This window comes from Wenyingzhuangia heitensis, assembly GCF_011762155.1.
Taxonomy (GTDB): domain Bacteria; phylum Bacteroidota; class Bacteroidia; order Flavobacteriales; family Flavobacteriaceae; genus Wenyingzhuangia; species Wenyingzhuangia heitensis.
The window spans coordinates 1,538,915-1,564,370 of record NZ_JAASQL010000001.1 but is presented as its reverse complement, the minus strand read 5'-3'; the positions used below and the strand labels follow the sequence as shown (position 1 = coordinate 1,564,370).

Annotated in this window: 13 protein-coding genes; 1 reads left to right on the top strand and 12 read right to left on the bottom strand. The window is 33.1% G+C overall.

The features are described 5' to 3' along the window. Window positions 1-24 precede the first annotated feature (24 nt). The 8 genes from FHR24_RS06600 to FHR24_RS06565 all read right to left on the bottom strand — a co-directional run bounded on the left by FHR24_RS06600 (window position 25) and on the right by FHR24_RS06565 (window position 14,549). On the bottom strand, window positions 25-852 hold the full coding sequence (locus FHR24_RS06600; protein ID WP_167185664.1) for an SDR family NAD(P)-dependent oxidoreductase: 828 nt from the start codon (window positions 850-852) through the stop codon (window positions 25-27). A gap of 4 nt (window positions 853-856) precedes the next feature. Further along, window positions 857-2,425 (bottom strand): sugar porter family MFS transporter, encoded by a 1,569-nt coding sequence (locus tag FHR24_RS06595; protein ID WP_167185661.1) that lies wholly within the window; start codon window positions 2,423-2,425, stop codon window positions 857-859. Between the two features lie 12 nt (window positions 2,426-2,437). Continuing rightward, window positions 2,438-4,396, bottom strand: coding sequence for an FAD-dependent oxidoreductase (locus FHR24_RS06590; protein ID WP_167185658.1), 1,959 nt, complete (start codon window positions 4,394-4,396; stop codon window positions 2,438-2,440). A gap of 8 nt (window positions 4,397-4,404) precedes the next feature. Continuing rightward, complete coding sequence (locus FHR24_RS06585) at window positions 4,405-6,252, bottom strand: sulfatase-like hydrolase/transferase (RefSeq protein WP_167185655.1); 1,848 nt, start codon at window positions 6,250-6,252, stop codon at window positions 4,405-4,407. A gap of 7 nt (window positions 6,253-6,259) precedes the next feature. Beyond that, complete coding sequence (locus tag FHR24_RS06580) at window positions 6,260-7,099, bottom strand: sugar phosphate isomerase/epimerase family protein (protein ID WP_167185653.1); 840 nt, start codon at window positions 7,097-7,099, stop codon at window positions 6,260-6,262. Between the two features lie 3 nt (window positions 7,100-7,102). After that, complete coding sequence (locus FHR24_RS06575) at window positions 7,103-9,412, bottom strand: agarase (RefSeq protein WP_167185650.1); 2,310 nt, start codon at window positions 9,410-9,412, stop codon at window positions 7,103-7,105. 457 nt (window positions 9,413-9,869) lie between these two features. Then, on the bottom strand, window positions 9,870-12,176 hold the full coding sequence (locus FHR24_RS06570; protein WP_167185647.1) for an agarase: 2,307 nt from the start codon (window positions 12,174-12,176) through the stop codon (window positions 9,870-9,872). A 39-nt stretch (window positions 12,177-12,215) separates the two neighbouring features. Further along, window positions 12,216-14,549: an agarase gene (locus FHR24_RS06565; RefSeq protein ID WP_167185644.1), complete on the bottom strand. Its 2,334-nt coding sequence runs from the start codon at window positions 14,547-14,549 to the stop codon at window positions 12,216-12,218. 282 nt (window positions 14,550-14,831) lie between these two features. Between FHR24_RS06565 and FHR24_RS06560 the strand changes: the two genes are divergently transcribed. Further along, window positions 14,832-16,442 carry a helix-turn-helix domain-containing protein gene (locus FHR24_RS06560; RefSeq protein ID WP_167185641.1) on the top strand — a complete coding sequence of 537 codons (1,611 nt, stop codon included), beginning with the start codon at window positions 14,832-14,834 and terminating at the stop codon, window positions 16,440-16,442. A 55-nt stretch (window positions 16,443-16,497) separates the two neighbouring features. On the opposite strand, the gene FHR24_RS06555 is transcribed toward FHR24_RS06560, so the two are convergent. From FHR24_RS06555 to FHR24_RS06540, 4 genes are all read right to left on the bottom strand, one after another. Continuing rightward, a complete protein-coding gene (locus tag FHR24_RS06555; protein ID WP_167185637.1) occupies window positions 16,498-19,545 on the bottom strand; it encodes a glycoside hydrolase family 2 TIM barrel-domain containing protein in 3,048 nt (1,015 codons plus the stop codon). A 12-nt stretch (window positions 19,546-19,557) separates the two neighbouring features. Further along, window positions 19,558-20,988 (bottom strand): arylsulfatase, encoded by a 1,431-nt coding sequence (locus FHR24_RS06550; protein ID WP_167185634.1) that lies wholly within the window; start codon window positions 20,986-20,988, stop codon window positions 19,558-19,560. Between the two features lie 162 nt (window positions 20,989-21,150). Further along, window positions 21,151-22,659, bottom strand: a complete 1,509-nt coding sequence (locus FHR24_RS06545; RefSeq protein ID WP_167185631.1) for a sulfatase — start codon at window positions 22,657-22,659, stop codon at window positions 21,151-21,153. Between the two features lie 11 nt (window positions 22,660-22,670). Further along, window positions 22,671-25,376, bottom strand: coding sequence for a hypothetical protein (locus FHR24_RS06540; protein WP_167185627.1), 2,706 nt, complete (start codon window positions 25,374-25,376; stop codon window positions 22,671-22,673). Between the last annotated feature and the right edge of the window lie 80 nt (window positions 25,377-25,456).

The window sequence follows — 25,456 nt, the reverse complement described above, 5'->3', positions numbered from 1 at the left end:
TCCTTTTTTTATTGAATTAAAAACTTATTTAACTCTTAGTAAATTCTTTTCCTCCCTTACAAACGCTTTGCTGTTTGCTATCGCTTCTTCTATATTTTTATCATCTGCAAAAAAGTATTTTCCTGCCAAAGCATCTGCACTACCACTAATTATGGTATTAATTAAATCTACCGAATCTTGAGCATTAGACATTACTCCGTATTTTAAAACAGCCTCTAATTTAGGCATGTATTTTTTACAGACTTTAGATTCTACCAATATTTCTGTTCGGTCATTTTTTATAAAACCTGGATTAAAACTAAACGCTTTTATATTTATTTTTTCTTGTGCCAACTCAATACTAACCGTTTCTGTAAACTTTACAATAGCAGATTTTGCTGCTCCATAGGCAGAACCAAAAGGTTTGGGTTCTTGCACCCCACCTCCACCAAGATTGATAATATATCCTTTATTCTTGTCTTTCATACAACTAATAGCCGCTCTGGTTCCCAAATAAGCCGTGTATAAATTTAAGTTTACCTCTGTCCACCAATTTTGAGGTTCTAATTCCCAACTAGGACCAATTGCATTGTGATTGTTGACTCCCACATTGTTGATCCAAACATCAAAACCATCAAACTCTTTGCTTATTGTTTTAGCACATTCATCAACTTGTTTTGGCTCTGACATGTCTGCCAAAGCAATACTCGCACTTCCTTCCTTTATATTAGCATTAATAGTATCTGCTAGTTTTTTCACACCTGCTTCTGATCTTCCCACACAAACAATATGATGTCCTTTTTTAGCCAGACCTTTAGCTAACAAACTACCTACACCACCTGCTGCCCCTGTAATTACAATTATTTTTTTCATATTCTTATGTCTTTTTAATCAATTTTTTCTGAATCTCTTCAATGCTTAAGTTTTTAGTCTCTGGTAAAAACCTGAATAGAATTACAAAACCTATAAGTCCTAAAACAGCATAAAAAAGAAAAACAGAACTCGCCCCCATATTAGCCAACTGCCAAGGAAAAAAGAGCTGTACAAAATAACTTGTAATACTGGTAATAAACGCAAAAGATGGAATTGCAATTCCTCTTAATGAAATTGGAAAAATTTCAGAAAACAAAACCCATAATACAGGCCCTATAGAAAAATGAAAGGCAGCAATAAAACTTAATATTCCAAATAAAATTAGCGTAGTATTTAATTTTACTGCTTTTTGAATAAGATTGCTTGCATGAATTCTAGCCTTTTTTTCTCCCAATAAAAGTTTAAGTTCTTTTTTAAAAACGGCATCGCTTTTAAATTCTTTACCCACAATAAGCATTAGCAAATCTTTGTTTTTAAATTCAGTTAATGTGACCACATCTTCTTCCACCAATTTATACCTAGCTGTTTTAAATCCGTATGAACAAATCCCTAAACTTAACACCAACCACAAAGTTCCCCACACTATCATGGGTCTTCTTCCAATTCTATCTATAAACACAATTGCCAAAATCGTAAAAAACAATCCTGTTACTCCAACCCAAATTGCTTGAATAAAGGCAGCATCTGTTCCTATTCCTAACTGTTCAAACACTGTGGGAGCATAAAATAAAATAGCATTGATTCCGGTAATTTGTTGTACCAACGCTACGGTAACCCCAATAATCAAAGTCAATCGCATAGGTTTGCTTACAATCTCTTTAAACTGATCTAAAACAGATTGATTTTTTTCACTCGTAGCCAAACTAACTACCATTCCTGCTACATGCTCATCAACCTCTGTATTCGGCATTATTTTTCTCAATGTCTTTTTAGCAGCTTTTATCTGATTGTTAAACACTAACCAAGACGGACTTTCTGGAATAAAAAACAACAAAATTAGCCATAAAAAAGCAGGTATAATTTCAGAACCTAACATCCACCTCCAGGTATTTTCTTTAATTCCTAAAGAGGTAATCCAATCGGAGTTTACACCAACCGCATCTATAATTAAATAATTCACAAAATACGCAGCAGACAAACCTATTACAATATTTATCTGATTGATTGAAACCAATTTTCCTCTCCATTTAGGCGGTGCAATTTCTCCAATATACATAGTTGCTAAAGAAAGAGAACAAAAAGCCATTCCTCCTAAAAAACGAGCCAATACCAAAGTAAGGTACGTGGGTGCAAACGTAGAGCAAACGGCAGATACCAAATACAGTAAAGCCACCAATTGCAAGGCCTTTTTTCTACCCAACTTATTGCTTAAATACCCCGCTAAAGGCAATGCTGGCAATACACCAAAACCAGGTGCACTCACCACAAAACCAATTTGCATCTCGCTCAAAGCAAATTCTTGTGTTAAGTATTTAACAGTACCCGATATGACTGCAGCATCTAACCCAAAAATAAAACCACCTATGGCAACAATTCCCGCATATACAAATGCATTTAATTTATGACTTCCCATATTATTGTTTTTCTATTGATAACATCTTACCTCATACAACCTACCTACAGTAGCTCCATAGGTATCTAGTAAGGTCACCCTAACGGCTGTGGTTTTTATTTTGTTGAAATCAAATTTTATCAATCTTTTAGTATTCTCTTCTTGTGTTGCTATTACCCCCCAAGCACCATTTATTCTTGCTTCTAGTTTGATGGTTTTTAACAATTCTGAAGGTACTCCTTCCGTATAAAATTTATTTCTATAAGCATCATCATGCATTAACATGATGTTTTTTCTGGTATTGGTATCACACTTTACCTCTACTTTAGAAATTTCTACAGATTCTCCCCATTCAAAACTTACATTAGCAGGCAAAGATTCCGATTGCCAATGATTGATTTCATCCCTTTCTTGTACATCTCTAGAATATCCGTTAACCAATAATTTAGCATCTCCAGAACTGGTAGAAGATGCATAAATAGCAACTACTTTTTTAGCCAAATCTTTTTCATCCTTAGCAGGTCTGTTAGGAATGTAAGCATCGTCTCTTAACAACTGTTCTTGCAATTCGTTTATATGATGATTTCTCAATTCTCTTGGAGTTATATTTTTATCCACACACATAGCTGCTGCAGTTCCTACCGCTTGCCCCATAGTAGCACATGTCCCCTGTAATCTTGTTGAGGATAAGGCTATATGAGACACACTAACATTACGACCTGCAAACAATAAATTTGACACGTTGTTAGAGTACAAACAAGACAACGGAATTTCATATACTTTTTTAAACTTATAGTGGAAATAACTTGCTGGTTCTTTTAAATTTTCAATTCCCCCAGGATTGTGCTCATCCAAAGACCAACCTCCATAACCTACTGCATCTTTAAAATGTGTATGATTCAATAAATCTCCTTCGGTAAGAATATGATCTCCCATAAACCTTCTAGATTCTCTTTTCCCTGGAATAGAAGCTACCCAATCCAAAGCATAGTTTTCAGCTTCGGGATGGTTTCCAGAATTTTTTACATAATCCCAAACACCGTACAAGTGCCCCATTAATCGATGTCTAATTTCTTCTGTTTCTCCAACAATATCATTTTCACTACCTACTTCTACCCACCAAAAACCATGGTTTATATTCCTTAAACTACGATGCTTATCTGGTCTATGTCCTTCTGTATACGGTATGGCAAATGCGGGTGCTTTAAACGGCATTGGTTTTCCCATATCTTTGGATCTAAAAATAAGAGAAGCTCCCATTTTCCAATTATCTGGTTCGTCTGGAGCATACTTTTCATTAAATTCTGCTTTTCCTTCTCTACCCGAACGATACAAAGCTCCCGCTGTTGCTGCCATCAATCCATCTCCTGAACAATCTATAAACTGCTTTGCATAAATTGTGTATTCCGTTTCAGAGGTAATTTGCCAACATTTTACCGATTTTATTTTATCTCCTTTTGTTTTGGCTTCAATTGCCTGTGTGTTCATCATCACCGTTAAATTGGGTTCTTGAGTCACATAATCATACACCATATGATCCCAAACATTCCAAGAATTTTGTGGATTGTTAAAACGATTGTGCAATAAGATTTCTTCTACAATTCCTGTTTCTCTTTCAGGATATCCATCTCTTAAATTGGTAACTCCATTTAAATGCACTCTTACCTCGCTAGAAGCATTTCCGCTTAACACCGCTCTGTCTTGTACCATAATGGTTTTAGCTCCAGTTCTGGCAGCACTCACTGCAGCACAGCAACCTGCCACTCCACCACCAGCTACCAAAACATCTACATATAGTTTCTTTTTTCTTATAGGTTTTTCTTTTTTACCAGAGCCTACTTGATACCAATTGTCTGCCGTTCTTTTTTCTCCATCATCACCTCCAAAAAACACACCCTCTTCGTTAATTGTACTGGCATGTCCAACTATAGGTAATATAGAAGCTGCTACCGCTCCCTTGACTCCTTTTTTAAAAAACTCTCTTCTTTTCATCTTTTCAATTAATTTAGAGTTGGTATTAAATTGGCTGGAATGTCTAATTTTTTATCATCAGATCCTCCTGCAAAATTACTTACACTATAGCTATTAACTTTAGACCAATCTGCTTCTACTCTACCATCACCCAACACAATATTCCCTAATTTTTGTCTAAACCAATCTGCCAATGCTCTGTATTCTTTAGCATCTGCCACATTGTTTCTTTCTAACGGATCTACACGCAAATCATACAAAGCCATGTCTGCCTTAGGACGATCACAAGTCAATGCCCAAGTAACGTCTTTGTTTAAATTTGGTGCTGTAAAATAATCCCAATGATCACGAGTTCTCATTGAAAAAGCAAAATCTAAATTTCTCATATAGCCTCTGTGTCCATTTACCACATTAATTTCTCCTAAAGCATAGGCTCTTTTAGGCATTTTATGATCAATTACTTCTTGTAAATCGTACCCGTCTAAATATTCATATTTTTTAGCATGAACATCTTCTCCTGCTGCTGCCAAAATAGTAGGAGCAAAATCTACATATTCTACAATATCTGTTACCACTTTCCCTGCAGGTACTTTTGTTTTGTCTGATGATACTACAATAATAGCATCTTGAACCGATTGTTTCCAAGGGCCAAATTTTGACATCACTCCTTGCTCTCCCAAATGCCATCCGTGGTCACCTACCGTATAAATAATTAAATATTCCTCGTCTTGTTCTTTACAATATTTTTTAAAAGAAGCTACGGCATCACCAATTAAAGAATCTCCATATGCACAAAAGGCATAATAATCTCTAATTGCTTGTAACTTTTCTGTATCCTTTAACAAATCTGCCTTACACTCGTTGTAATGCAATACCAATTGTGGAGGGAATTTTGACAATTCTTCAGTATCAAATTCAGGAAGATTGTACTTCTTTTTCTTAAACATATCCTTGTATTTTTTAGGAGGTAATACAGGAGTATGTGGCCAAGTAAAGCCTAAATTAATTAAAGCTGGCTTAGAAGAATCTAAACCGCTAACCGTTTTACCTGCTAGGGTTTTGTATTTTTTTCCTGCATTTTTTAAATGATTTTTAAATTCTTGTACAATTTTTCCATCTACAGTCTCTCCTGCTTTGTGTGGATTTTCTCCTCCAATAATTAACGTGCTGTGTGGTCTTGTATAAACTCTTAAAATATCAAAGTCTTTGTCTACTTGTGCTTGTAACTTTTTATCTTTTTCAGGAATAGGGTTGTGCAAATCGTTGGTAATGTACTTTACTTTTTTTCCATTTGGATAAATGGTCGTTTCGTCTTTATAATCTAATTGAAAAACTCCATCAGGAAAAGATTGTTTGGCTCCACTTGTAAAAATATCCCCCAATCCATTACGCTCTAAATCTCCCTTAAAATTGATCGCTAAATCATATTGATTATCTGTATCGTACTTTTTTGCTTGTGTTTTAGAGACATTGCAATGAATTTTTCCAAAAGCAGCTGTTCCATATCCTAATTTCATCATGATTTGAGAAACCAAAGGCTTACCTATATCTGTTTCTTGATGAGAATTGAATTTATAATGCCCAGATCTAAAAGGATATCTACCTAAATGCATAGAAGCTCTAGAAATAGCACACATAGGTGAATTATTATATGCGTTTACAAACATAGTTCCCTCATCTGCTAATTTGTCTGCATTGGGAGATAGTACATATCCTAAAGAACTTTTACTTTTTCCTGTAGTGGCTCTATTGTAGCATTGTAAAGCATCAGCTCTTTGATCATCTGTAATAATCCAAAGAATATTAGGTTGTTTTTTTTGTGCTATTACGGATGCTTGACACAGTATTAAAATGGATAAAATATATTTTAATTTCATGATTTTATTATTTGCTGATTAACTGATCGATTAAAAAATGATAATACTCTAACGATTTAGAGATATAAGCTGTTTTGCTGAATTTCCCGAAATACTCAAAAGATATATTCCCTTTAAATTCTTGACGTTGTAACTCTCTAAAAATTCCTGAAACATTGATATCTCCTGTTCCCCAAGGCATCATTCCTTTTTTATGAGCACGGTCTTTTATCTGAATTCCAATAATTCTTCCTTTGGCTAGTTGTAACATTTCTACAGGATTTAGCCCAGAAACAACCCAATTATTGATGTCTGGATAAATTCCAATATTCTTACTAATTTTCTTTTTATGTAAAAGTGTCATCACCGTTTTTGGATGCCAATATTTGGTAGGTACTGCATGATTGTGAATTCCTACTTTTATTCCAAACTCTTGCGTTAACTGATCTACATATTCCAAATGATCATATTCTGGCTCACAGATTAACAGCTTTACACCCATAAATTTGGCAAACTCAAAAATATCTCGCCATTCCTTTTCATCTTTTCCGTTAATCACCCCAAAATGATTGATTTCTAACCCTTTGTTCACTATCTGTTGCTTCACTTTTTCTAGTTTGCTTTTCTCCAACCAATAATGAAGTGTATCAATCTCATTTCCAAAATGTTGTTTTCCCCTATAAGTGTCTACCAACGTAAATCCCATTGCCTTAATACTATCTAAAGATTGAGTAATGGTAGCTCTATCCGCAAAACTTACCGTGTGCACAGACAACGTCCACCCTAATTTTTCTGTTGCTGCTTTGTTTTGTCCATTTACACAAAAGACAGTAACTAAAAACCCTACAAAAACTACAATAGCTCTCATCTTTTACTTTTTAATAGATCCATATCTCTTTTGATACATTGTACGATGAAATTCTTTGGCTGCCTTTACCATATCTGGATAAGGAACATCTGTATTGGTTACAAAACCAACATTGTAATTTTCACCGTCGTGAGCTCTACCAGTAATGGGGGAGTCTATATATTGAAACCAGTGAGCTCCCACGAAATAAGGATTCTCTAACACATCTTCATTGTACTTTTTCCACATTCTACCTCTGTCTTTTTGATCTGCTGCATATACAATTCCTGGGTGAAAAAAACCTGTGTCTGTGGCTCCAAAATGAAACTCACCAATAATTGAAGGTTTGTCTAATTTTGCTAAAAAATTCCAGCTATTTTTCCCTAAAGTTTCTCTGTAAAAATTCACACTAAATACATCTATGTATTTTTTAGCAGCCTCTCTAACCTCTGGTGTCATTCCCCAAGTAGTAAAACGAACTCCCATATACAAATGGTTGGGCATTTTTTCTTCTAACGCATTGTGCACCACTCTAAAATATTCCGATGCATAAATAATGGTCATCTGAGCTAAATCTTCTTGCAACTTACTTGTATATTTTTTGCTTTTATCAACAGCAATTCCTTTTTCTAAAGTTTCCCAAGAATCAATTTTCTTTTTCCACGCTCTACTTATTTGCTTTACAGATGTATATTTTTTCTTTAAATACTTTATAATTTCTGCTTTTGTAGGAGATTCTTTAGCATCTTTTTTTAAAGCATCAATAACAATAATATAGCGTTGATCTGGTGATCCTTCTCTACCCCAACTTTTTTCGTTATCTATAAAAACACCTACACACCATGGATTTCCTTTTACCTGATCTGCCACAACACCAATAGACTGTTTGGCTCTTCTTACAAACTCAGGATCGTAAGGGTCTGGCATTGCTCCCCAATATCCTTTACTCAACGTTTTGTATTCTCCAATAATCCATCCGTTAGCGTAATAAGGCATGCGCTTGCTACCGTAAAAATCTTCTGCAGCCCAATTTCCAAAAGAAGTAAATCCCCAGTCTAGCATTCTATCCAAAGTAACATCTCTCCATTTTAACAAATAAGAACCTGGATATTGCTCTCCGTAACGTCTTTCTAAGTTAGCTTGATAAAAACTATACGTTTCTCCATGTTCAATAGGTCCCATATGAGATTCTCTCCTATAACTGTAATGATTTGCCAAAGGATCATCATACTTAGGTAATCCTACAAACATATTGTTTCTCCACGGATAAGCTTTAAATGCTGTTTTGGTCACTTCTTTTGACAATGCAACCATTCCTTTAGAATCTTCTGGAGTAACATCTTCTGGATCTTTATAACGAACAGAGTCGTCTTTAAAATCCATTCCTGTAAACGTAGTCGTATTTGCCATACGTGCATTTGCAATTCCGGTAGAATAGAATAAATACCCTTCTGGATCCACCAAAGCCCATTTCCCACTCACTTTTTCTGTTCTAAAGTATCCTGTACCTTTTAATTGAGGACCATTTTTCCAACCTCCAAACTTGCTTCTGTCTGCCATAGGCTGAGAAATAGCCAATGCTCTTAACTCTTTTTCTGCCAATGCCTTTAACTGCTCGTCTGATTTAATTTTCAAATTAAAATCAACTTTATTATTCTGACCATATTTATCTACAATAGCTGTTAAGTAATTGGGATCTTTTTTAGGACTTTTTACCAATCTAACATTATCTATAACCAATGTTTTTTCTTTGGCTGCTGCTGTCACATAAAATTTAATCTGAGAAATTTTGCTAAAACCACGACCACTTTTACGACCTTTTACAATCATTCTTGTTGCATTGGTTTTAAAAGGTGAGGGATCATCACGAAGCCCATGATCTTTTCCTAAATATTCTCCTTTTACTTCAAAAAAGTAAGTTTTTGTAACTCCAGCAGGTACGTTAGCAAAACGAGAAACCCAACCTCCTTTTCCATGTACACTCACATTTAAGTGTAATGCAATGTCCGTTAAATTGGTGGCATCAAAAACCAAACAATAATCTCCTAAACTAGTTGCATCCCAACCTGTTTTAGATTTTAAATCAATACCACTGCTTTTCTCATCTTCTGCAAAAACCAACTTTAGAGCTTTTGTTCCTTTGGTAACTCCTTTGTCTTGAGTAAGCTCAAAAGCGATATCAAATCCTTTTATACTTTTTAATTCTTTTTTGTTTTCAAAACCAAACAATGAGATTTGCTTTTGTGTATTCCACACACTTTTTATTTGAGCATTGGAAGGGCTTCCTAAAAAGTATAAACTAAAAAAAAAGACGAACTGTAATTTGTAATTCATTATATCTTAATTAAATATTACTATTTATTATTACACACTTAAAAACATTAAAATTTAAATTATTGATAACAACAACTCCCTTTTAATATTAAAAGAAAACAATAATAAACACATTGTTATGTTTTTCAAAAATAGCCAAGACACAACTATTTAAAATAGCTGCGTATGTAGTTTTACTATAGACATTTAAAAACAGGAACTAGAAAACAACTAGACAAGACCAGGTAAAAAGCAGTAAAACCGCTTTATAACAAACTCTTAAAAAAACATAAATTGATAGTTATATATAAAAAAGCTCTTATAATTAATTACAAGAACTTTTTTATGAATGCTTAAAATTTAGTTTTTAAAAGTATCTATTAAAACAATTAAGCTTGGCTACATTTATGTAGTTTTAGCGAACAAACAGTCTAAAAACCATTTGTGATCTTATCAGAAACATCTTTAAAACTTTATTTTACTTTTTAGTTTCTCCATACTTTCTTTCGTACATATTTTTATGTACTTCTTTAGCCGCTTTTACCATTTCTAGATAAGGTCTATCTGTTATGGTTACAAAACCAATATTACAATTTTCTCCATCGTGGGCTCTACCTGTAATACTAGAATCAAAATATTGGAACCAGTGTGCTCCTACAAAATAAGGATTGTCTATTACCTCGTTCATATATTGTTTGTACAAACGAGCTCTATCAGATTGGTCTGATGCTTGTTGCAAACCTGAGTAAGGGATTCCCGAATCTGAGGTAGCTCCATAATGAAATTCTCCAATCATGGCAGGCATATCAAACTCTTCCATAAAACTCCAAAACTTTTTACCAAACGCTTCTCTGTAATAGTTAAAACTAAATACATCTACATATTTTTTTGCTGCTTTACGTACTTCTGCTGTCATTCCCCAAGAAGTAAAACGGCAACCTAAATACAAGTGATTAGGCAACTGCTCTTTTAACGCATCATGAACAATTTGAAAATATTTATCGGCATAAATTTCAACCATTTTTCCCATATCTGCAGCCATTGTTTTATTTGGTTTTTTTGCATTATGAAATGATATTCCTTTTGACAATGTGTTCCAAGAATCAATGTTTACTTTCCATGCTTTGCTTAACGCTTTTGCTGTTTTGTATTTATCTTTTAAAAACCTCATATAAACACCTTTAATAGGTAACGATGTTTCATCCATTTCAAGAGCATCTAAAGCAAGAATATATTTAGATCTAAAACTTCCTTCACTCCCCCAGCTTTTTTCATTATCTACAAACACACCTACACACCAAGGATTATTTTTTACCTGATCCGCCACAATATCTATAGAGTATTTAGCTCTGCGTGCAAACTCAGGATCAAATGGATCTCCCATATTATGCCACTCTCCTTTACCAATTGTTTTAAAATCTCCTATTACCCAAGTGTTTGCAAAATAAGGCAAACGTTTACTACCATAAAATTCTTCTCCTGCCCAATTTCCAAAAGAGGTAAAACCCCAATCTAACATTCTGTCTAGAGTAACATCTCGCCATTTCATTAAATAAGAACCCTCAAACTGTTCTCCATAACGTCTTTCTAAGTTTGCTCTATAAAAACTAAAAGTTTCTCCATGTTGTATATTTCCTTTATGAGACTCACGACGATAACTATAATGATTTGCTAACGGATCATCATAAGAAGGTAACTCTACAAACATATCTCTTCTTCCTGGATAAGCTTTGTAGGCTGTTTTTCTAATTTCATTAGGTATTGCTACTATATTTTTTGAATCTTCTGGTGTTACATCTTCAGGATCTCTATGACGAATAGCCTCATTTTTATAATCCATTCCTGTAAATGTAGTTGAGTTTGCCATACGAACATTGGCTATCCCACTAGAAAAAAATAAGTATCCTTCAGGATCTACCAAAGCCCATTTTCCTTTGTATTTTTGAGCTCTAAAATATCCTGTTGCTTGTAATTGTGGCCCTTCTTTCCAACCTCCAAATTTGCTTCTGTTATCCATAGGCTTGGAAGTCGCTAAATATTTTAGTTCTATGTCTGCTAACTTTTTTAACTCGTTGTCTGACGATATTTTTAAAGGAAAATCTACTTTTGCATTTTGTCCAAACTTATCTACAAAACCAATTAAATAATTAGGGTCTCTTTCTGGACTTTCTACCAAACGAATATTATCTATTACGATTATCTTATCCTCATAAGCACTACGAATGCTCATTCTTATTTTTGAAATTTGAGAGAAATCTACCTTACTTCTAGCCCCTTTATTTGCCATCATAAAAGATTTAGATTTCCAAGCTGGTGGATTATTACGTAACCCATTTTCTACTTCTACATCTTTTCCTTCTAACTCAAAATAATAAGTTTCACTTGAGTTTGCAGGCATACAAGCCATACGTCTAAACACACCTCCTTTTGAGGAATGTACCTCCACATCAACATTGGCAGATACATTGGTTAAATTGGTCGCATCAAAAACAAAACAAAAATCTTTTAATCCTTTTGAATTCAATACTTTTTTAGGCTTGATGTCAATTCCACTTAACTTTTCATCTCCTTTTAAAAAAAGCGTTAAGGCTTTTGATCCTTTTGTTACTCCTTTTTTGTTGCTAATTTCTATTTTACTTGTTAAAGTTTTAACACTTTTAATATCTTTTTTATTTTCAAAATCAAACAACTCTATTTGTTTTTGACCGTCCCATACTGATTTTTTATCTTGGGAAAAAGAGTTAAAACTGAAAACTAAAGCTACTAGTACTAATGTATACTTCATTTTATTTCTTCTTATCTATTACTAATTCTTTGTAAGCCTTTATTTATTGTCTTGCTTTTTTATTTTTCCAAATTTTCTTTCATACAAGTTTTCGTTTACTTCTTTGGCTGCTTTTACCATTTCCACATAAGGTCTATCTGTAACGGTTACAAAACCTATATTTCCATTACCTCCATCGTGAGCACGTCCAGTAATATTACAATCGAAATATTGAAACCAGTGAACCCCTACAAAATAAGGATTGTCTATTACTTGATTTACATACTGCTTGTACAAACGAGCTCTATCAGTCTGGTCTGTTGTTTGGATATTTCCTGGAAAAAGGAAACCCGTATCTGAGGAAGCTCCATAATGAAATTCACCAATCATAGCAGGCTTATCTATACCTTCCATAAAACTCCAAAACTTTTTACCAAAAGCTTCTCTGTAATAGTTAAAACTAAATACATCTACATATTTAGCAGCAGCTTTACGCACCTCTGGAGTCATTCCCCATGCTGTTAAACGACACCCTAAATACAAATGATTGGGTAGTTGTTTTTGTAATTCATCGTGAACAATTTGAAAATATTTAGTAGCATAAATTTCTACCATCACTCCTAAATCTTCAGCTATTTTTTTATTTGGATTCTTAATTTTGTGAAAAGACATTCCTTTTGACAATGTAGTCCACGAATCAATTTTCACATTCCAAGCACTACTTAATTTACTTGCGGTTTTGTATTTTTCTTTTAAAAAACTCATATAAACTTGCTTGATTGGTAGTTCAACATCTGCCATTTCAAGAGCATCTAAAGCTAGTATATAACGTGATTTAAAACTCCCTGGGTTTCCCCAACTTTTTTCATTATCTACAAATACACCTACACACCATGGACTATTTTTTACCTGATTTGCAACCTTAGTAATTGCAAATTTTGTTCTGTTTGCAAATTCAGAATCAAAAGGATCGCCCATATTATGCCAAGTTCCTTTTCCAATTGTTTTAAAATCTCCAATAACCCAAGTATTTGCAAAATAAGGCATACGTTTACTACCATAAAATTCTTCTCCAGCCCAATTTCCAAAAGAAGTAAAACCCCAATCTAACATACGGTCAATAGTAACATCTCGCCATTTCATTAGGTAAGAACCTGCAAATTGTTCACCGTATTTTCTTTCTAAATTTGCTCTATAAAAGCTATAGGTTTCTCCTTGTTTTATATCTCCCACATGCGATTCACGACGATAACTATAATGATTTGCCAATGGATCCTCATAAGACGGTAGTTCCAAGAACATTTTTCGTCTCCAAGGATAAGCATTAAATGCTGTTTTTCTTATTTTATTTGGTATGGCTACAATATCTTTAGAGTCTTCTGGGATTATATCTTTTGGATCTCTGTGACGAATAGCCTCATTTTTATAGTCCATACCCGTAAAAGTGGTTGAGTTTGCCATACGAACATTGGCAATTCCGTTAGAAAAATATAAAAACCCTTCTGGGTCTACCAATCCCCATTTCCCATTGTATTTTTCTGTTCTAAAATAACCTGTTGCTTTTAATTTAGGACCTTTTTTCCACCCTCCAAATTTACTTCTATCAGACATCGGTTTAGAAACCGCCAATGTCTTTAATTCTTTATCTGCTATTTCTTTTAACTGTTTGTCTGATGTAACTTTTAAAGGAAAATCAACCTTGGCATTTTGACCAAACTTATCTACAAAACCAATTAAATAATTAGGATCTTTTTTAGGAGATGTAACCAAACGAATATTATCTAGAACTATAATTTTATCATCGTAATTATTTCTGACACTAATTCTGATTCTTGAAATTTGTGATACATCAATTTGATTTCTAGCATTGTTATTCATCATCATGATGGAATTTGATTTCCAAGGAGCTGGATTGTTACGTATTCCATTTTCTTTTTTTACTCCAGATCCTTTTAATTCAAAATAATAGGTCTGTTCTTTGTTTGCAGGTAACAACGCTATTCTTCTTGCAGAACCTCCTTTGGCAGAAAAAACCTCTACCCAAATATTAGCTGAAACATTGGAGAGGTTAGCCGCATCAAAAACAAAACAGAAATCGCCTAATTTACTAGTTTTCCATGTGCTTGTAGGATGAATATCAATACCACTAACTTTTTCATCAGCTTTAAAATTTATTTTTAGAGCTTTGGTTCCACTGGTAACTCCATTGCCATTAACCAAGGTTATTTTACTTATTAACGGTTTTATAATTTTCAATTCTTTTTTGCTTTCAAAATCCAATAGCTGGATTTGTTTTTGCCCATCCCAAATAGTTTTATGTTTTTGGGCATGTATAGAAACTGCCAAACATAAAACACTAAAAACTACCAAAACATTACTTTTCAGACTCATCATAATTCTTATTAATCGTTTGTTTTATAAACTTTAAAAAGCACAAATACGTTAATTAAAAAATTAATTTTATATCAACACTTCTATCTGTCCATTCTTCAAAATTAGAGATCAACTAGTGTATTTTGCAATGTTTAATACCGTTTTAACCTATACAGAATTAATTATTCTATAGAAATAGTATAGACAAAACCATTTATGAATGCAGCAATTACATATATTTATAAATAACTTTTTACTTTTAGTTCTTTTTAATCTATAGATTTTTGTTTTTCCCAGCTTAACATGAAAAATTATTTAAGTCCTTACTACTTTATTCTGTATCTAATTATAATGTATCCTTTTTATAATTTGAATGCACAAAACAAACAACACCTCACTTTTTCCCCTAAAGAAAAAAAAGTTACACCAAACACGATTAATTCAGATAGTCTTTTAATTTTTTACCAGGTACAAAAACAACAATTTTTAAAAGAAAATGATACTTTAAAAGCAATTAATGCAGCATTAAATATTTCAAAAATAAGTACCAACAAAGGACATTATGCACAGTCTTACGACAGTTATTGGGATGCCCTAATTTTAGCAAACAAAACAGCAGACAGTACGTATTTGGGTGAAATTTATACAGGACTAGGGGTTTTATATAGTATGTTTAATAAAGATGTAAAGGCAGAAAAATATTTTGATGCTTCTTTAAATATTTTAAGAAAACAAAAACAACCTAAAAGTAAATTAGTTAACAACTTTTATCTTTTATCCAGTCACCATAGAGAAAATGGTAATTATGGTAAAGCTCAAAAATATTTAGATAGCTGTATAAGCTATAGCAAAGACAAATTTCTAAATGGAACTACTCCTTTTACACAAGCAGAACAAGCTTATATTTATTTTTATCAAGGAAAGGTAGACCAAGCTATTAAAATTTTAAAAGAAGTAGAACGTTTTTTTATAATCAAAAATTCATCTTATTTAGTCATGTTATATTCTATTTTAGGAGATATTTATTTAAGTAAGCATGAATATAAGTTAAGTGAAAGCTATTATTTAAAATCTTTATTTTATTCAGAAAAATACAAAAGTCATCAAAATTACATTCCAAAAACTTACGAAAAATTAAGTGAACTGTATTTGGTTATGGGTCAATTAGACATCGCCTATCAATACTTAAAACGTTCCAAAAAAATGGATGAAGAACTTTTTGGAGCCAGAAGTATGAATAACAGTAATATTTTAGAAATTAAGGACAATTACAGAGTTGAATTAGAACAACAAAAAAAAGCTATTGAAAAAAGTAAAATAATAGAACTAGAGCAAGAGCAAAAAAACCTTTTTTTACGAAACTTAATTCTCTCTATTTCAATAGGATCACTTCTTATTATTTCTGGAATTATTGTTTGGTATTTGTTTAACAAAAGAAAGACAGAAAAAGATAATTTTATTCACAAACAAAAACTAAGTCACGAAAAAAACACTGAAGTTTTAGAACTTAAAAACAAAGAATTAACTTCATCAGCATTGCAATTAATTCAGAAAGATGAATTGATTTTACAAATTAAAGATAAGCTGTTGACTATAGAAGGAGCTGATAACAAGATTATCAACCAAATTATAAACCTTATAAAAATTAATAAAAGTCACGACTGGGAAGAGTTTAATGCTCGTTTTACTTCTGTAAACAAAAAGTTTTATCAAACACTTACCAGCACCTATCCAGAGCTAACTCGTAAAGATCAGCGCTTGTGTGCTTTGATTAAATTAAATTTTTCTAGCAAAGATATTTCTCAATTACTAGGAATTTCTATGGAAAGCGTAAACACCTCTAGGTACAGGCTTCGTAAAAAAATGAAACTGAATAAAGATGATAATTTACACAATTTAATTTCCAAATTATAATACAAAACGCTCCTAAATTAAATTTAGGAGCGTTTTGTATTGTGTTTTCTAGCTTTTAATTGATTAAGATCTCATCAATTAAAATTCCTTTGTCTTCTACCGTTTCTAAAACAATGGTATTTGCTCCTCTATCTATCTGAATAGGAAGTTTTACTTTGTTCCAAAAATTACCGGTATTTCTGGTGTTTCTTAAAAAGAATTTATCGTCTACAATTTTTCCGTTTACTATTACCTTTATGTAAGTTCCTTGAGCATCTTTGTATTTTCCGCTATAGCGAATATACAAATCAGCTTCTCCTGCTCCTCCATCATTTTCTTGATACCATTCTAAAGAAGCCCCTACTACATTGTGTAATTTTACATATCCTTTTCCTCTCACCAACTTGTCTTTTAAAATAACTTTACCATTGGTAATTTTGGCATCTTCGGCTTGCTCTCCAGCCACTACATATTCACCTGAATTTTTGTTCCAAGTAAATCCTTCTTTTTTTCCGAATTTTTCTTCTAAAACATAGGCTTTTTCACCATCTACAACCACCAATGCTTTTATGGTAGTCTCTAAAGCTACCTCAAAACTTTGTGTGTATGCAGTAGAAGATTCTGTAGGTATATCTCCGTTTGTAGTGTAGTAGACTTTAATATTAGGTTGTACTTTTTTTCCTCTTAAATTGATGATTTTAGTATCAATACTTACTTGGTTTGATGTAATTTGTTTCTTTTCTCCCAAAATACAGCTCGCCAATAAATTGATAGCTCCATCAGTATCTGTAGATTCTATAAACGCTCTTGTTAATCCATAAAAAGCTTTTCTGTTATTAGGCCCTACATGCTGCTCTACATCTACAGGACTTCCGTTTCCTAAAGCTTTTATTTTTCCGGATCCTAACACTTTAAAATAGGTTCTATTTTCTCCATACGGATAAAACTCTCCTTTAGCATCGGTAGTGGTTACACGAACCTGAACCAAATCATTTGCTTTATTCTCTAAAGTCTCTCCATCTACAGACAATTCAATTTTTGTAGGAGCATTGGCAGTTCTAATAACTTCTTCCGTAATCTTTTTTCCGTTTTTATAACCAATTGCTTTTAAAGTTCCTGGTTGCCATTTCACCTTCCATTCACATTGCATTTTTAACCACTCTTTTCCTGGTTTTTGTTTCCCTAAAGATTGTCCGTTAAAAAACAACTCCACCTCATCGCAATTGGAATAGACCCAAACTGGAATTTCAGTCCCCAATGCAACTTTAGGGTGTGTCCAATGTGGCAATATATGGACCATGGATTTGGTAGTCCATTGACTTTGATACAAGTAATACAAATCTTTTTCAAAATTTGACAAATCAATAGCACCTCCCATAAACGCTTTAAAAGGCCATCCTCCGTGTACATAACCTGCTTCTCCAATATAATCGTGACCTGTCCAACGGAAAGAACCTGCATAAGCCGGAATATCTCTTAACTGAGCAATATTTAAACGAGACGAAACTCGCACCATAGCATTGTCGTAACTAGAGTTAAATATTTGTTTGTGATTGGTTCTGTTAATGTCATCAATCCAATCATGTGTAAACACTTCTTTTTCTGTTAAATCTGGTAAAGCATATGGTTTTTGTTTTTTGCTAGGGTATCCGTCTCTAAACCACGTTTTGGTTCTGTAAAAACCTCTTACTTGCCACGTATGTGTGTTTTCGGTTCCTATAAAAACCTTACCATCTTGCTCTTCTTCTAAATGATCAAAAAATCCTTTTTTTTCACTGTGTCCATTCACTCCCATTACATCCATGTATTCTGACCCTGAATGCCCAGACGTTACGGGTCTAGTATTGTCTAATTCATGACAAGTTTTCACCAAGTCTGCTCCTATTTCTCCATGAGTTTCATTTCCTACACTGTAAATAATAATAGACGGATGATTGCGATCTCTCTTGATCCAATCTGTTAAGTCTTTTTTCCACCATTGGTCAAAAAAACGAGCCCCATAATCTTGTGGTGCTTTTTTTAACCAACCATCAAAAACCTCATCCATGACCAACATTCCTAACTCGTCACAAATATCATAAAAGATTGGAGTTTGCGGATTGTGAGAAGTTCTAATAGCATTGACTCCCATGTCTTTTAATTGCTGAATTCTGTAACGAATAATTTTATCGGGTACGGCAGCTCCCAAAGGCCCTGCATCTTGATGATTACAAACTCCTTGTAATTTTACATTTTCTCCATTAATCCAAATTCCTGAAGCTGGTTTCCACTCCACATCTCTAACACCAAACTTAGTTTTTACTACATCTTGTGTTTTCCCTTTTACAACAACTTCTGAAACCAACGTATATAAATATGGATTGTGTGTAGACCACAATTTTGGGTTTTCTATCTGTAAATCAGTATCTACTTTTATTTTAGCATTCTTATCCACTTTAATTTTAGATGATTTAGAAATGATTTTATTTCCATCAGCATCTACAACTGTAGTTTTTAAGGTTACCTTTTGCTTTTTATCTTGTTTGTTGATAAACTCTGTCGCAACAGAAACAGCATCTCCTTTGGTTTTTACAAAAACTCCATCTCTAGCAATGTGAGTTTTATTTTTTACATCCATCCAAACATGTGAATAAATTCCACTCCCTGTATACCATCTTGCTGATGGTTGTAAATTATTATCTACACGAACAGCAAACGTAATGCTTTCAGAATTCTGAGCAATTTCACTAATATCATAGGCAAAAGAAACCCATCCGTAAGGTCTGTTTCCTAATTTTTGTCCATTTGCCCATACGGTGCTGTTCATAAAAACACCTTCAAAAGCAATTTCTACATGTTTGTTTTTCCATTCTTTAGGAACGGTAATCGTTTTTCTATACCAACCAAAACCCGCAGGTAAATAACCGCACTGATCTCCCATAGGATGGGTTTCATCATACTCTCCTTCAATACTCCAATCATGAGGTAAGTTTAGTTCTCTCCAATCGGTATCTTTATAATTTATTTGTTCTGCTCCAGAAACATCTTTCTGAATAAATTTCCAGTCCTTATCAAAATTGATGTGTTGCTGTGCAGCAACAGAAATTGAAAAACAAAAGGCAACAAGTAGCTTAAAATATTTCATTTAGTTAGTCTTTTATAATTTAAATAAATTACTCTCTGTTCTAGCTTCTAACATTATTTTTTCAATTTTAGCCACTACTTCTGGATGGTCTTTAGCAACATTATTTGTTTCTTCAACATCAGCTTCTAAATCGTACAATTCAATTTCAGATTTTTTATTTGATGTCTTGTAAATAACTCCTTTCCATTTACCTAAACGAACTGCTTTACGACCTCCTTTGATATTAAATTCCCAATACAAATAGTCATGTTGTTTTTGCTCTTTTTGATTTAACAATGTTGGTAAAAAAGAAATTCCATCACTTTGTTTAGGTGTTTCCACCCCTACTATCTCAGCCAAAGTTGGCATTACATCCCAAAAAGCAGAAACATGATTTGTTAAAGTTCCTGGTTTAATTTTTCCTGGCCATGTAGCCACAAAAGGAGCTCTAATCCCACCTTCATACAAATCTCTTTTTATACCTCTTAATCCTGCAGTACTGTTAAAATATTTTGGGTTTGCCCCTCCTGCATCATGTGCTCCGTTATCACTTGTAAACATAATAAGGGTATTATCTTCTAAACCTAACTCTTTTACTTTCGCTACAATTTGCCCAACATAAGTATCCATTCTATCTACCATAGAAGCAAAAACTGCATACGGAATCTCTTGTGTGCAATATTTGTACTCTATCATATTAGGACCATAATCAGACGAGTATGGATGGTCTTTGTAAGGAACCTCATCAAACTTACCAATGTACTTTTGTAATATTGAATCTTTAGGTGATATCAATTCTGCATGTGGCAATACTAAAGGCACGTATGCAAAGAATGGTTTTTCTTTATTTTCTGAAATAAATTCTAACGTTTTTTCTTGAATTTTATCCTGAGCATAAATCACCGTGTTTGTCCAATCGTTTCCTTCTAAAGAATCTATTTCCTGATTGTGATTTAAATAAGCTGGGTAATAACGGTGTGCTAATTTTTGATCGTTATAACCATAAAACTCATCAAAACCTTGTTTATTAGGATCTCCTTCTCCAAAACCTAATCCCCATTTACCAAACATTCCTGTAGTATAACCAGCTCCTTTTAATAATTCGGCAATGGTAATAGAATTGGCAGGTAATGGAACTTGTCCGCCATTTATAGTATCTTCTTTATTTCCTCTAATTGGAGTATGTCCTGTATGCTGTCCTGTCATTAAAGATGATCTTGAAGGAGCACAAACTGCAGATCCACTATAGTGTTGTGTAAATTTAATTCCGTTTGTAGCCAAAGCATCAATATTTGGAGTGCTTATTTTTTGTTGACCATAAGTTCCTAAATCTCCAATCCCTAAATCATCTGCCATTATGTAAATGATGTTTGGTTTGGTCGCTACTTTTTTATCTGAATTTGTTTTGGCTTTGCATGCTGTTAGCAGTACTATACAAATTGCTACTAATTTTAATTTGTTCATTTTTAATTGAATTTATTCTTAAGTCTAACAAAATTCTTAAAACAAGATCAAGATAGTGTCGTTATATGTTTATATTTTGTTGTTATTAATATATTCTAAAGCAAAAAAAACACAAATCCATAGGAATTCTAAGGGTTTGTGTTTTTTCTACATTTTATAGTTTTACTCTAACTCGCTCAAATTTCTACTTTCTTTTATTGTAGGATCTTGATCTGCATCTACATAATTTTTAGGCTTTTTGTAATGTTCCTTTTTAGGTTTAACTCTATCTTTTGGAACCCATTTTTTTAATTCTTTTACAACTTTTTTATATTTCGTTTGTTGAATTAAATTATCCCATTCTCTTGGATCTTTTTGTACGTCATACAACTCTTCTCCTCCAGAAACATATTGAATATAATGATACTCTTCCGTTAGCACAGAGGTACCACTAGACGAAATAGTTACCCCAGGAAACTCCCATTTTGCTTTTGGATTCTTTAATAGTTTAGAAAAATCATGCCCTTCTATATTTTTCTTTGTAGGCAAATCACATAAACTTACCAATGTAGGATACATATCTAACAAACTCACAGGACTTTCACAGTAGATTGTTTTTTTCATTCCTGGCAATCTCACCATTAAAGGAGGTTTTACTGCTTCTGACCACAGCGTATTTTTTAAATAACGTGATTTTTCTCCTAAATGCCAACCATGATCTCCCCATATCATTACAATGGTATTGTCTGCATGCCCACTCTTTTCTAGCGCATCTAAGACCATACCTAAACATCTATCTGCAAAAGAAATACTAGCCAAATAAGCTTTGGTAGCTTCTTTTCCTAAATTGTGTTTTTTAACCCAATTAAATTCTACCGTTGGCTTAAATAATTGTTTACCATTTTCATTGGTAATGTCATCCAAATCATTTTCTTTAACAATAATCTCATCTATTTCATTTACATCATACATATCAAAAAACTCCTTAGGAACAAACCAAGGTAAATGGGGTTTTATGAATCCTACAGACATAAAAAATGGTTTATCAAAATCTCTAGACAACTGCTTTGTAGCCCAATCTGCCACTCCATAATCTACCATTTCTTCAAAAGAATCTTTAGTAGGCCCCCAGCTTAATTTGCTTTTTTTCTCCTTAAACTCAGGACTTTTCTTTCCGTTAATAACTCCTGCTTTAGAAGAAGTTACATATTTGCTATCTGCTTTGTCATTATTATACCTTCTTGCTCTTGCAAATTCATCAAAAGCCCAAGCACCAAAATCAGTCTTTCCGTTTTTAGTTCCATGCTTGTGAAACATTTTACCATTAGAAAGTGTATGATACCCGTTTTTAGAAAAGTATTCTGGTAACGTTGCATTTTTTTGTACGACATCAGAAAAAATCATATCCTGTGAATTACCATACACCCCAGAGGTACTAGGTAAAAAACCAGACAATATAGCAGATCTAGATGGACCACAAATAGGAGCCGCACATACTGCATTTTTAAACACCATCGCTCCTTGTTTGGCAAACTTATCCATACTAGGAGTAATGGCTTGTTTGTTTCCACCTAAAGGTTCAATCCAATCATTAATATCATCTATGGCTATAAACAATACATTGGGTTTCTGCTGGGCATTAACACATAAGCTACTCAAACATAAAAAAAGGGTTAAAGCTAAATTTTTCATTTTCTAATTTATTAATATGTCAAATCAATAAATTTTAAAGAACCAGCAAGCACTTTTGTATTGATGGTATTTCCTTTAATATCAATCTTTTCTTTGGATAGAATGTCAATAGCAGATGTAGGTTTTTTTCCATTAAATGTAATCGTAACATTTCTATCTTTAGGCTCAATATAACCAGGGTCAACTAGAATTACACGAATGTGGTTTTTATCAATACGAATAGCACTCCAAGAAGCACCTTTTACCTCAACTGGCAACGCTAATTTTCCTTTAGCTACAATTTCTTTAAACTCTGTTGCATACTCTTTTGCCGAAATTAATTTTCCGTTAGAAAAACCTTTAGACCCATTACTTACACTATAAGGAATGTTATTTTTTTCTAATTCTTTCGCATATTCAATAGGAGCAATTGGCACCATTCCGTTTGGCATTAATGGCATATAATTTAACCATCTGTAATCTACTCCTAAAGCAATTTTAGAATAATCGTGTTCGGGGATATTAGTTCCTGCCCAATGCATTTGCGTTACCGAAAACAAATCTTGATCATCTGTAGGCTTGTATTGTTTTAAAGAGTGATGATTGTCTATGGTATGTATCAAATGTTCATCTACTTCTTTAATTAAATGCCAAGAACCAATAGATAAAATATCTTCTTTTTTAACCATTGGCAAAGCTCCAGATTTCATCAACCCAAATAATATATTTAATCCAGCTCCTTTGGTAAAGTTGTTATCTATAATTACTCCGTGTTTAGCTCCATAAGCAGCCATCATAACTCCTTGTCTTAAATACGGCGAAAAAGAACGTTGTCCTCCTGGTGATAAAGGTCTCCAACTTGTTGGGTTGTCATCTACCAAACGCATGGCAAAATCATCTATATAACCTGCTACAAACATTCCTACTCTCCCACTTAAATTAATATCTTGAGTTCTAGAACTCGTGTCTTCTGATGCGGGAGCTAAAATATCATTGTACTTTTTAGAAAAGAACAGCTCTTGCCATAAAGGCAATTTATTTGTCAATGCCCAAAATGTATTTTTGTATCTAAAATATAACTTGGCTTTCTTGTGCTTTCTGATTGCTTTGGCCAACCTTGGAATGTATTCTTTTACAAAATGCACTACTCTTGGGTCATCTACATTGTCCATTTCGGCATACACAAAACCTCTACAAGTAGTGGGTGCCACTTCTAAAATTTGCTCTAATGTTTCTATCTGAATGTAAAAAGGATCATTTCCATGTCCTGCCCAAAACGTAAAAGGCTGTCCTTGTTTTTCATAAGTTCTAGCCATATTTACAATGTCTTCTCTAGAATCTTGATATTTTCCTCTTTTGTCTTTTTTTAATGCTATTTTTCCCATAACAGCTACCATATGACTCCTATCGGTACCTTCTTTAGGTGATTTTTGAATAACAAATTGAATGTTATTCCCTTTGATTTTGTTCACCTTTGCATCTACTTTTTTACTGGTAACCATTACCCAATCTTGATTAGATTTTTGTTGGTAGCTAGGCATTTTAAAATCTAATATTTGTTTGTACAACAGCTCTAAGTTACCTTCTACCTGTTCCATGGTTCCTTGCAGTTTTTGTGAAATAGTAGCCCAACTATTTTTAGTTAAATCATACTTATAAATTCCACTTCCTCCATCTACTTCTCCTGCAGCTATTAATTCTTTAGATTTGGAAGCAACAGCAAAATCACTAAAAACAATTTCATCATTTTTAGCATATCTAGTTCCAAATTTTTCTATCAGTTTACCCGACAAATCTAATTGGTACATAATTCCACCAAACTGAAACATAATTTCATCTCTAAGTGGCAATAAACTAATTCCTTTAGAGTGTCCATATCTTTGATTGTCTTTTCTGGTTGCTTTGTATTCTGCAATTACTTCAAAACTTGAATTAAGCCCTGTAAATAAGGGTACAAAAGAAATATCTCCAAAAAATAAAATATCATCTAATTCATCTTTGTTAATGTCCGATATAGAAATATTAGTAACCATTGCTTTACTCAAACTTTTAAGCTTTGGATTTCTGTAATTTGCTTCTTTTAAAACTTTTTTAGACTGAGAGTCTAGAACCCCCATAAATTCCCAACGGAACTTATCATGAGAATAAGTCATTAAAAAAATATCTTGCTTGTTTTTACTTGTAAAGTTTCCAGCTTCTATTTTTCTTACCACTCCACTAATTTTTGTAGTAGAAACCTGTTTCCCTTTGGCATCTAGCTCGTATAATTTATAATCATTTCCTCCTGCAAAAATCTGTAGTTTGTTGTTGTTTTTAACCACTGCAATTTCAGAAAAACGAACTTTATGATCTGGTGTAAATTTCCATAATAATTTTCCTTTACTAGACCAACAGTATATGGTTCCGTTTGCTGATGCCGCTAACAAATCATCGTTCCCATCATCATCTATGTCTGCTGCTTCAATTTCAAAAATTACGGCTGGAGTTTCAATGGTAGCACTCCACAAGTTTTTTCCTTCTAAAGTATAACACCCCACACCATCACTTAAACTAGAAACATACAAAACTTCTTTATTTTTTACAGAAGCTACAACTGCATTTCTAACTGTTGTTTCTTGTGTGAAAAAATTATCCGATGCTGAATTTTTTGCATTTGCAGCATTGCAAAAAACAACACTTAGCAACAATAAAACCCCTTGCTTTTTTAAAACCTTTAAACTGTTTTTAATTTTTTTCATATATCAAAATTCATATTTAATCAATAAGTTTAAATAGGACAGTTTATTGTTTTGTGGGTTTAAGTTAGAATGTCTCTACA

Bases quoted from the DNA above. Each gene is read 5' to 3' on its own strand.
- FHR24_RS06600 (WP_167185664.1), bottom strand. From the start codon at position 852: ATGAAAAAAATAATTGTAATTACAGGGGCAGCAGGTGGTGTAGGTAGT.
- FHR24_RS06595 (WP_167185661.1), bottom strand. From the start codon at position 2,425: ATGGGAAGTCATAAATTAAATGCATTTGTATATGCGGGAATTGTTGCC.
- FHR24_RS06590 (WP_167185658.1), bottom strand. From the start codon at position 4,396: ATGAAAAGAAGAGAGTTTTTTAAAAAAGGAGTCAAGGGAGCGGTAGCA.
- FHR24_RS06585 (WP_167185655.1), bottom strand. From the start codon at position 6,252: ATGAAATTAAAATATATTTTATCCATTTTAATACTGTGTCAAGCATCC.
- FHR24_RS06580 (WP_167185653.1), bottom strand. From the start codon at position 7,099: ATGAGAGCTATTGTAGTTTTTGTAGGGTTTTTAGTTACTGTCTTTTGT.
- FHR24_RS06575 (WP_167185650.1), bottom strand. From the start codon at position 9,412: ATGAATTACAAATTACAGTTCGTCTTTTTTTTTAGTTTATACTTTTTA.
- FHR24_RS06570 (WP_167185647.1), bottom strand. From the start codon at position 12,176: ATGAAGTATACATTAGTACTAGTAGCTTTAGTTTTCAGTTTTAACTCT.
- FHR24_RS06565 (WP_167185644.1), bottom strand. From the start codon at position 14,549: ATGATGAGTCTGAAAAGTAATGTTTTGGTAGTTTTTAGTGTTTTATGT.
- FHR24_RS06560 (WP_167185641.1), top strand. From the start codon at position 14,832: ATGAAAAATTATTTAAGTCCTTACTACTTTATTCTGTATCTAATTATA.
- FHR24_RS06555 (WP_167185637.1), bottom strand. From the start codon at position 19,545: ATGAAATATTTTAAGCTACTTGTTGCCTTTTGTTTTTCAATTTCTGTT.
- FHR24_RS06550 (WP_167185634.1), bottom strand. From the start codon at position 20,988: ATGAACAAATTAAAATTAGTAGCAATTTGTATAGTACTGCTAACAGCA.
- FHR24_RS06545 (WP_167185631.1), bottom strand. From the start codon at position 22,659: ATGAAAAATTTAGCTTTAACCCTTTTTTTATGTTTGAGTAGCTTATGT.
- FHR24_RS06540 (WP_167185627.1), bottom strand. From the start codon at position 25,376: ATGAAAAAAATTAAAAACAGTTTAAAGGTTTTAAAAAAGCAAGGGGTT.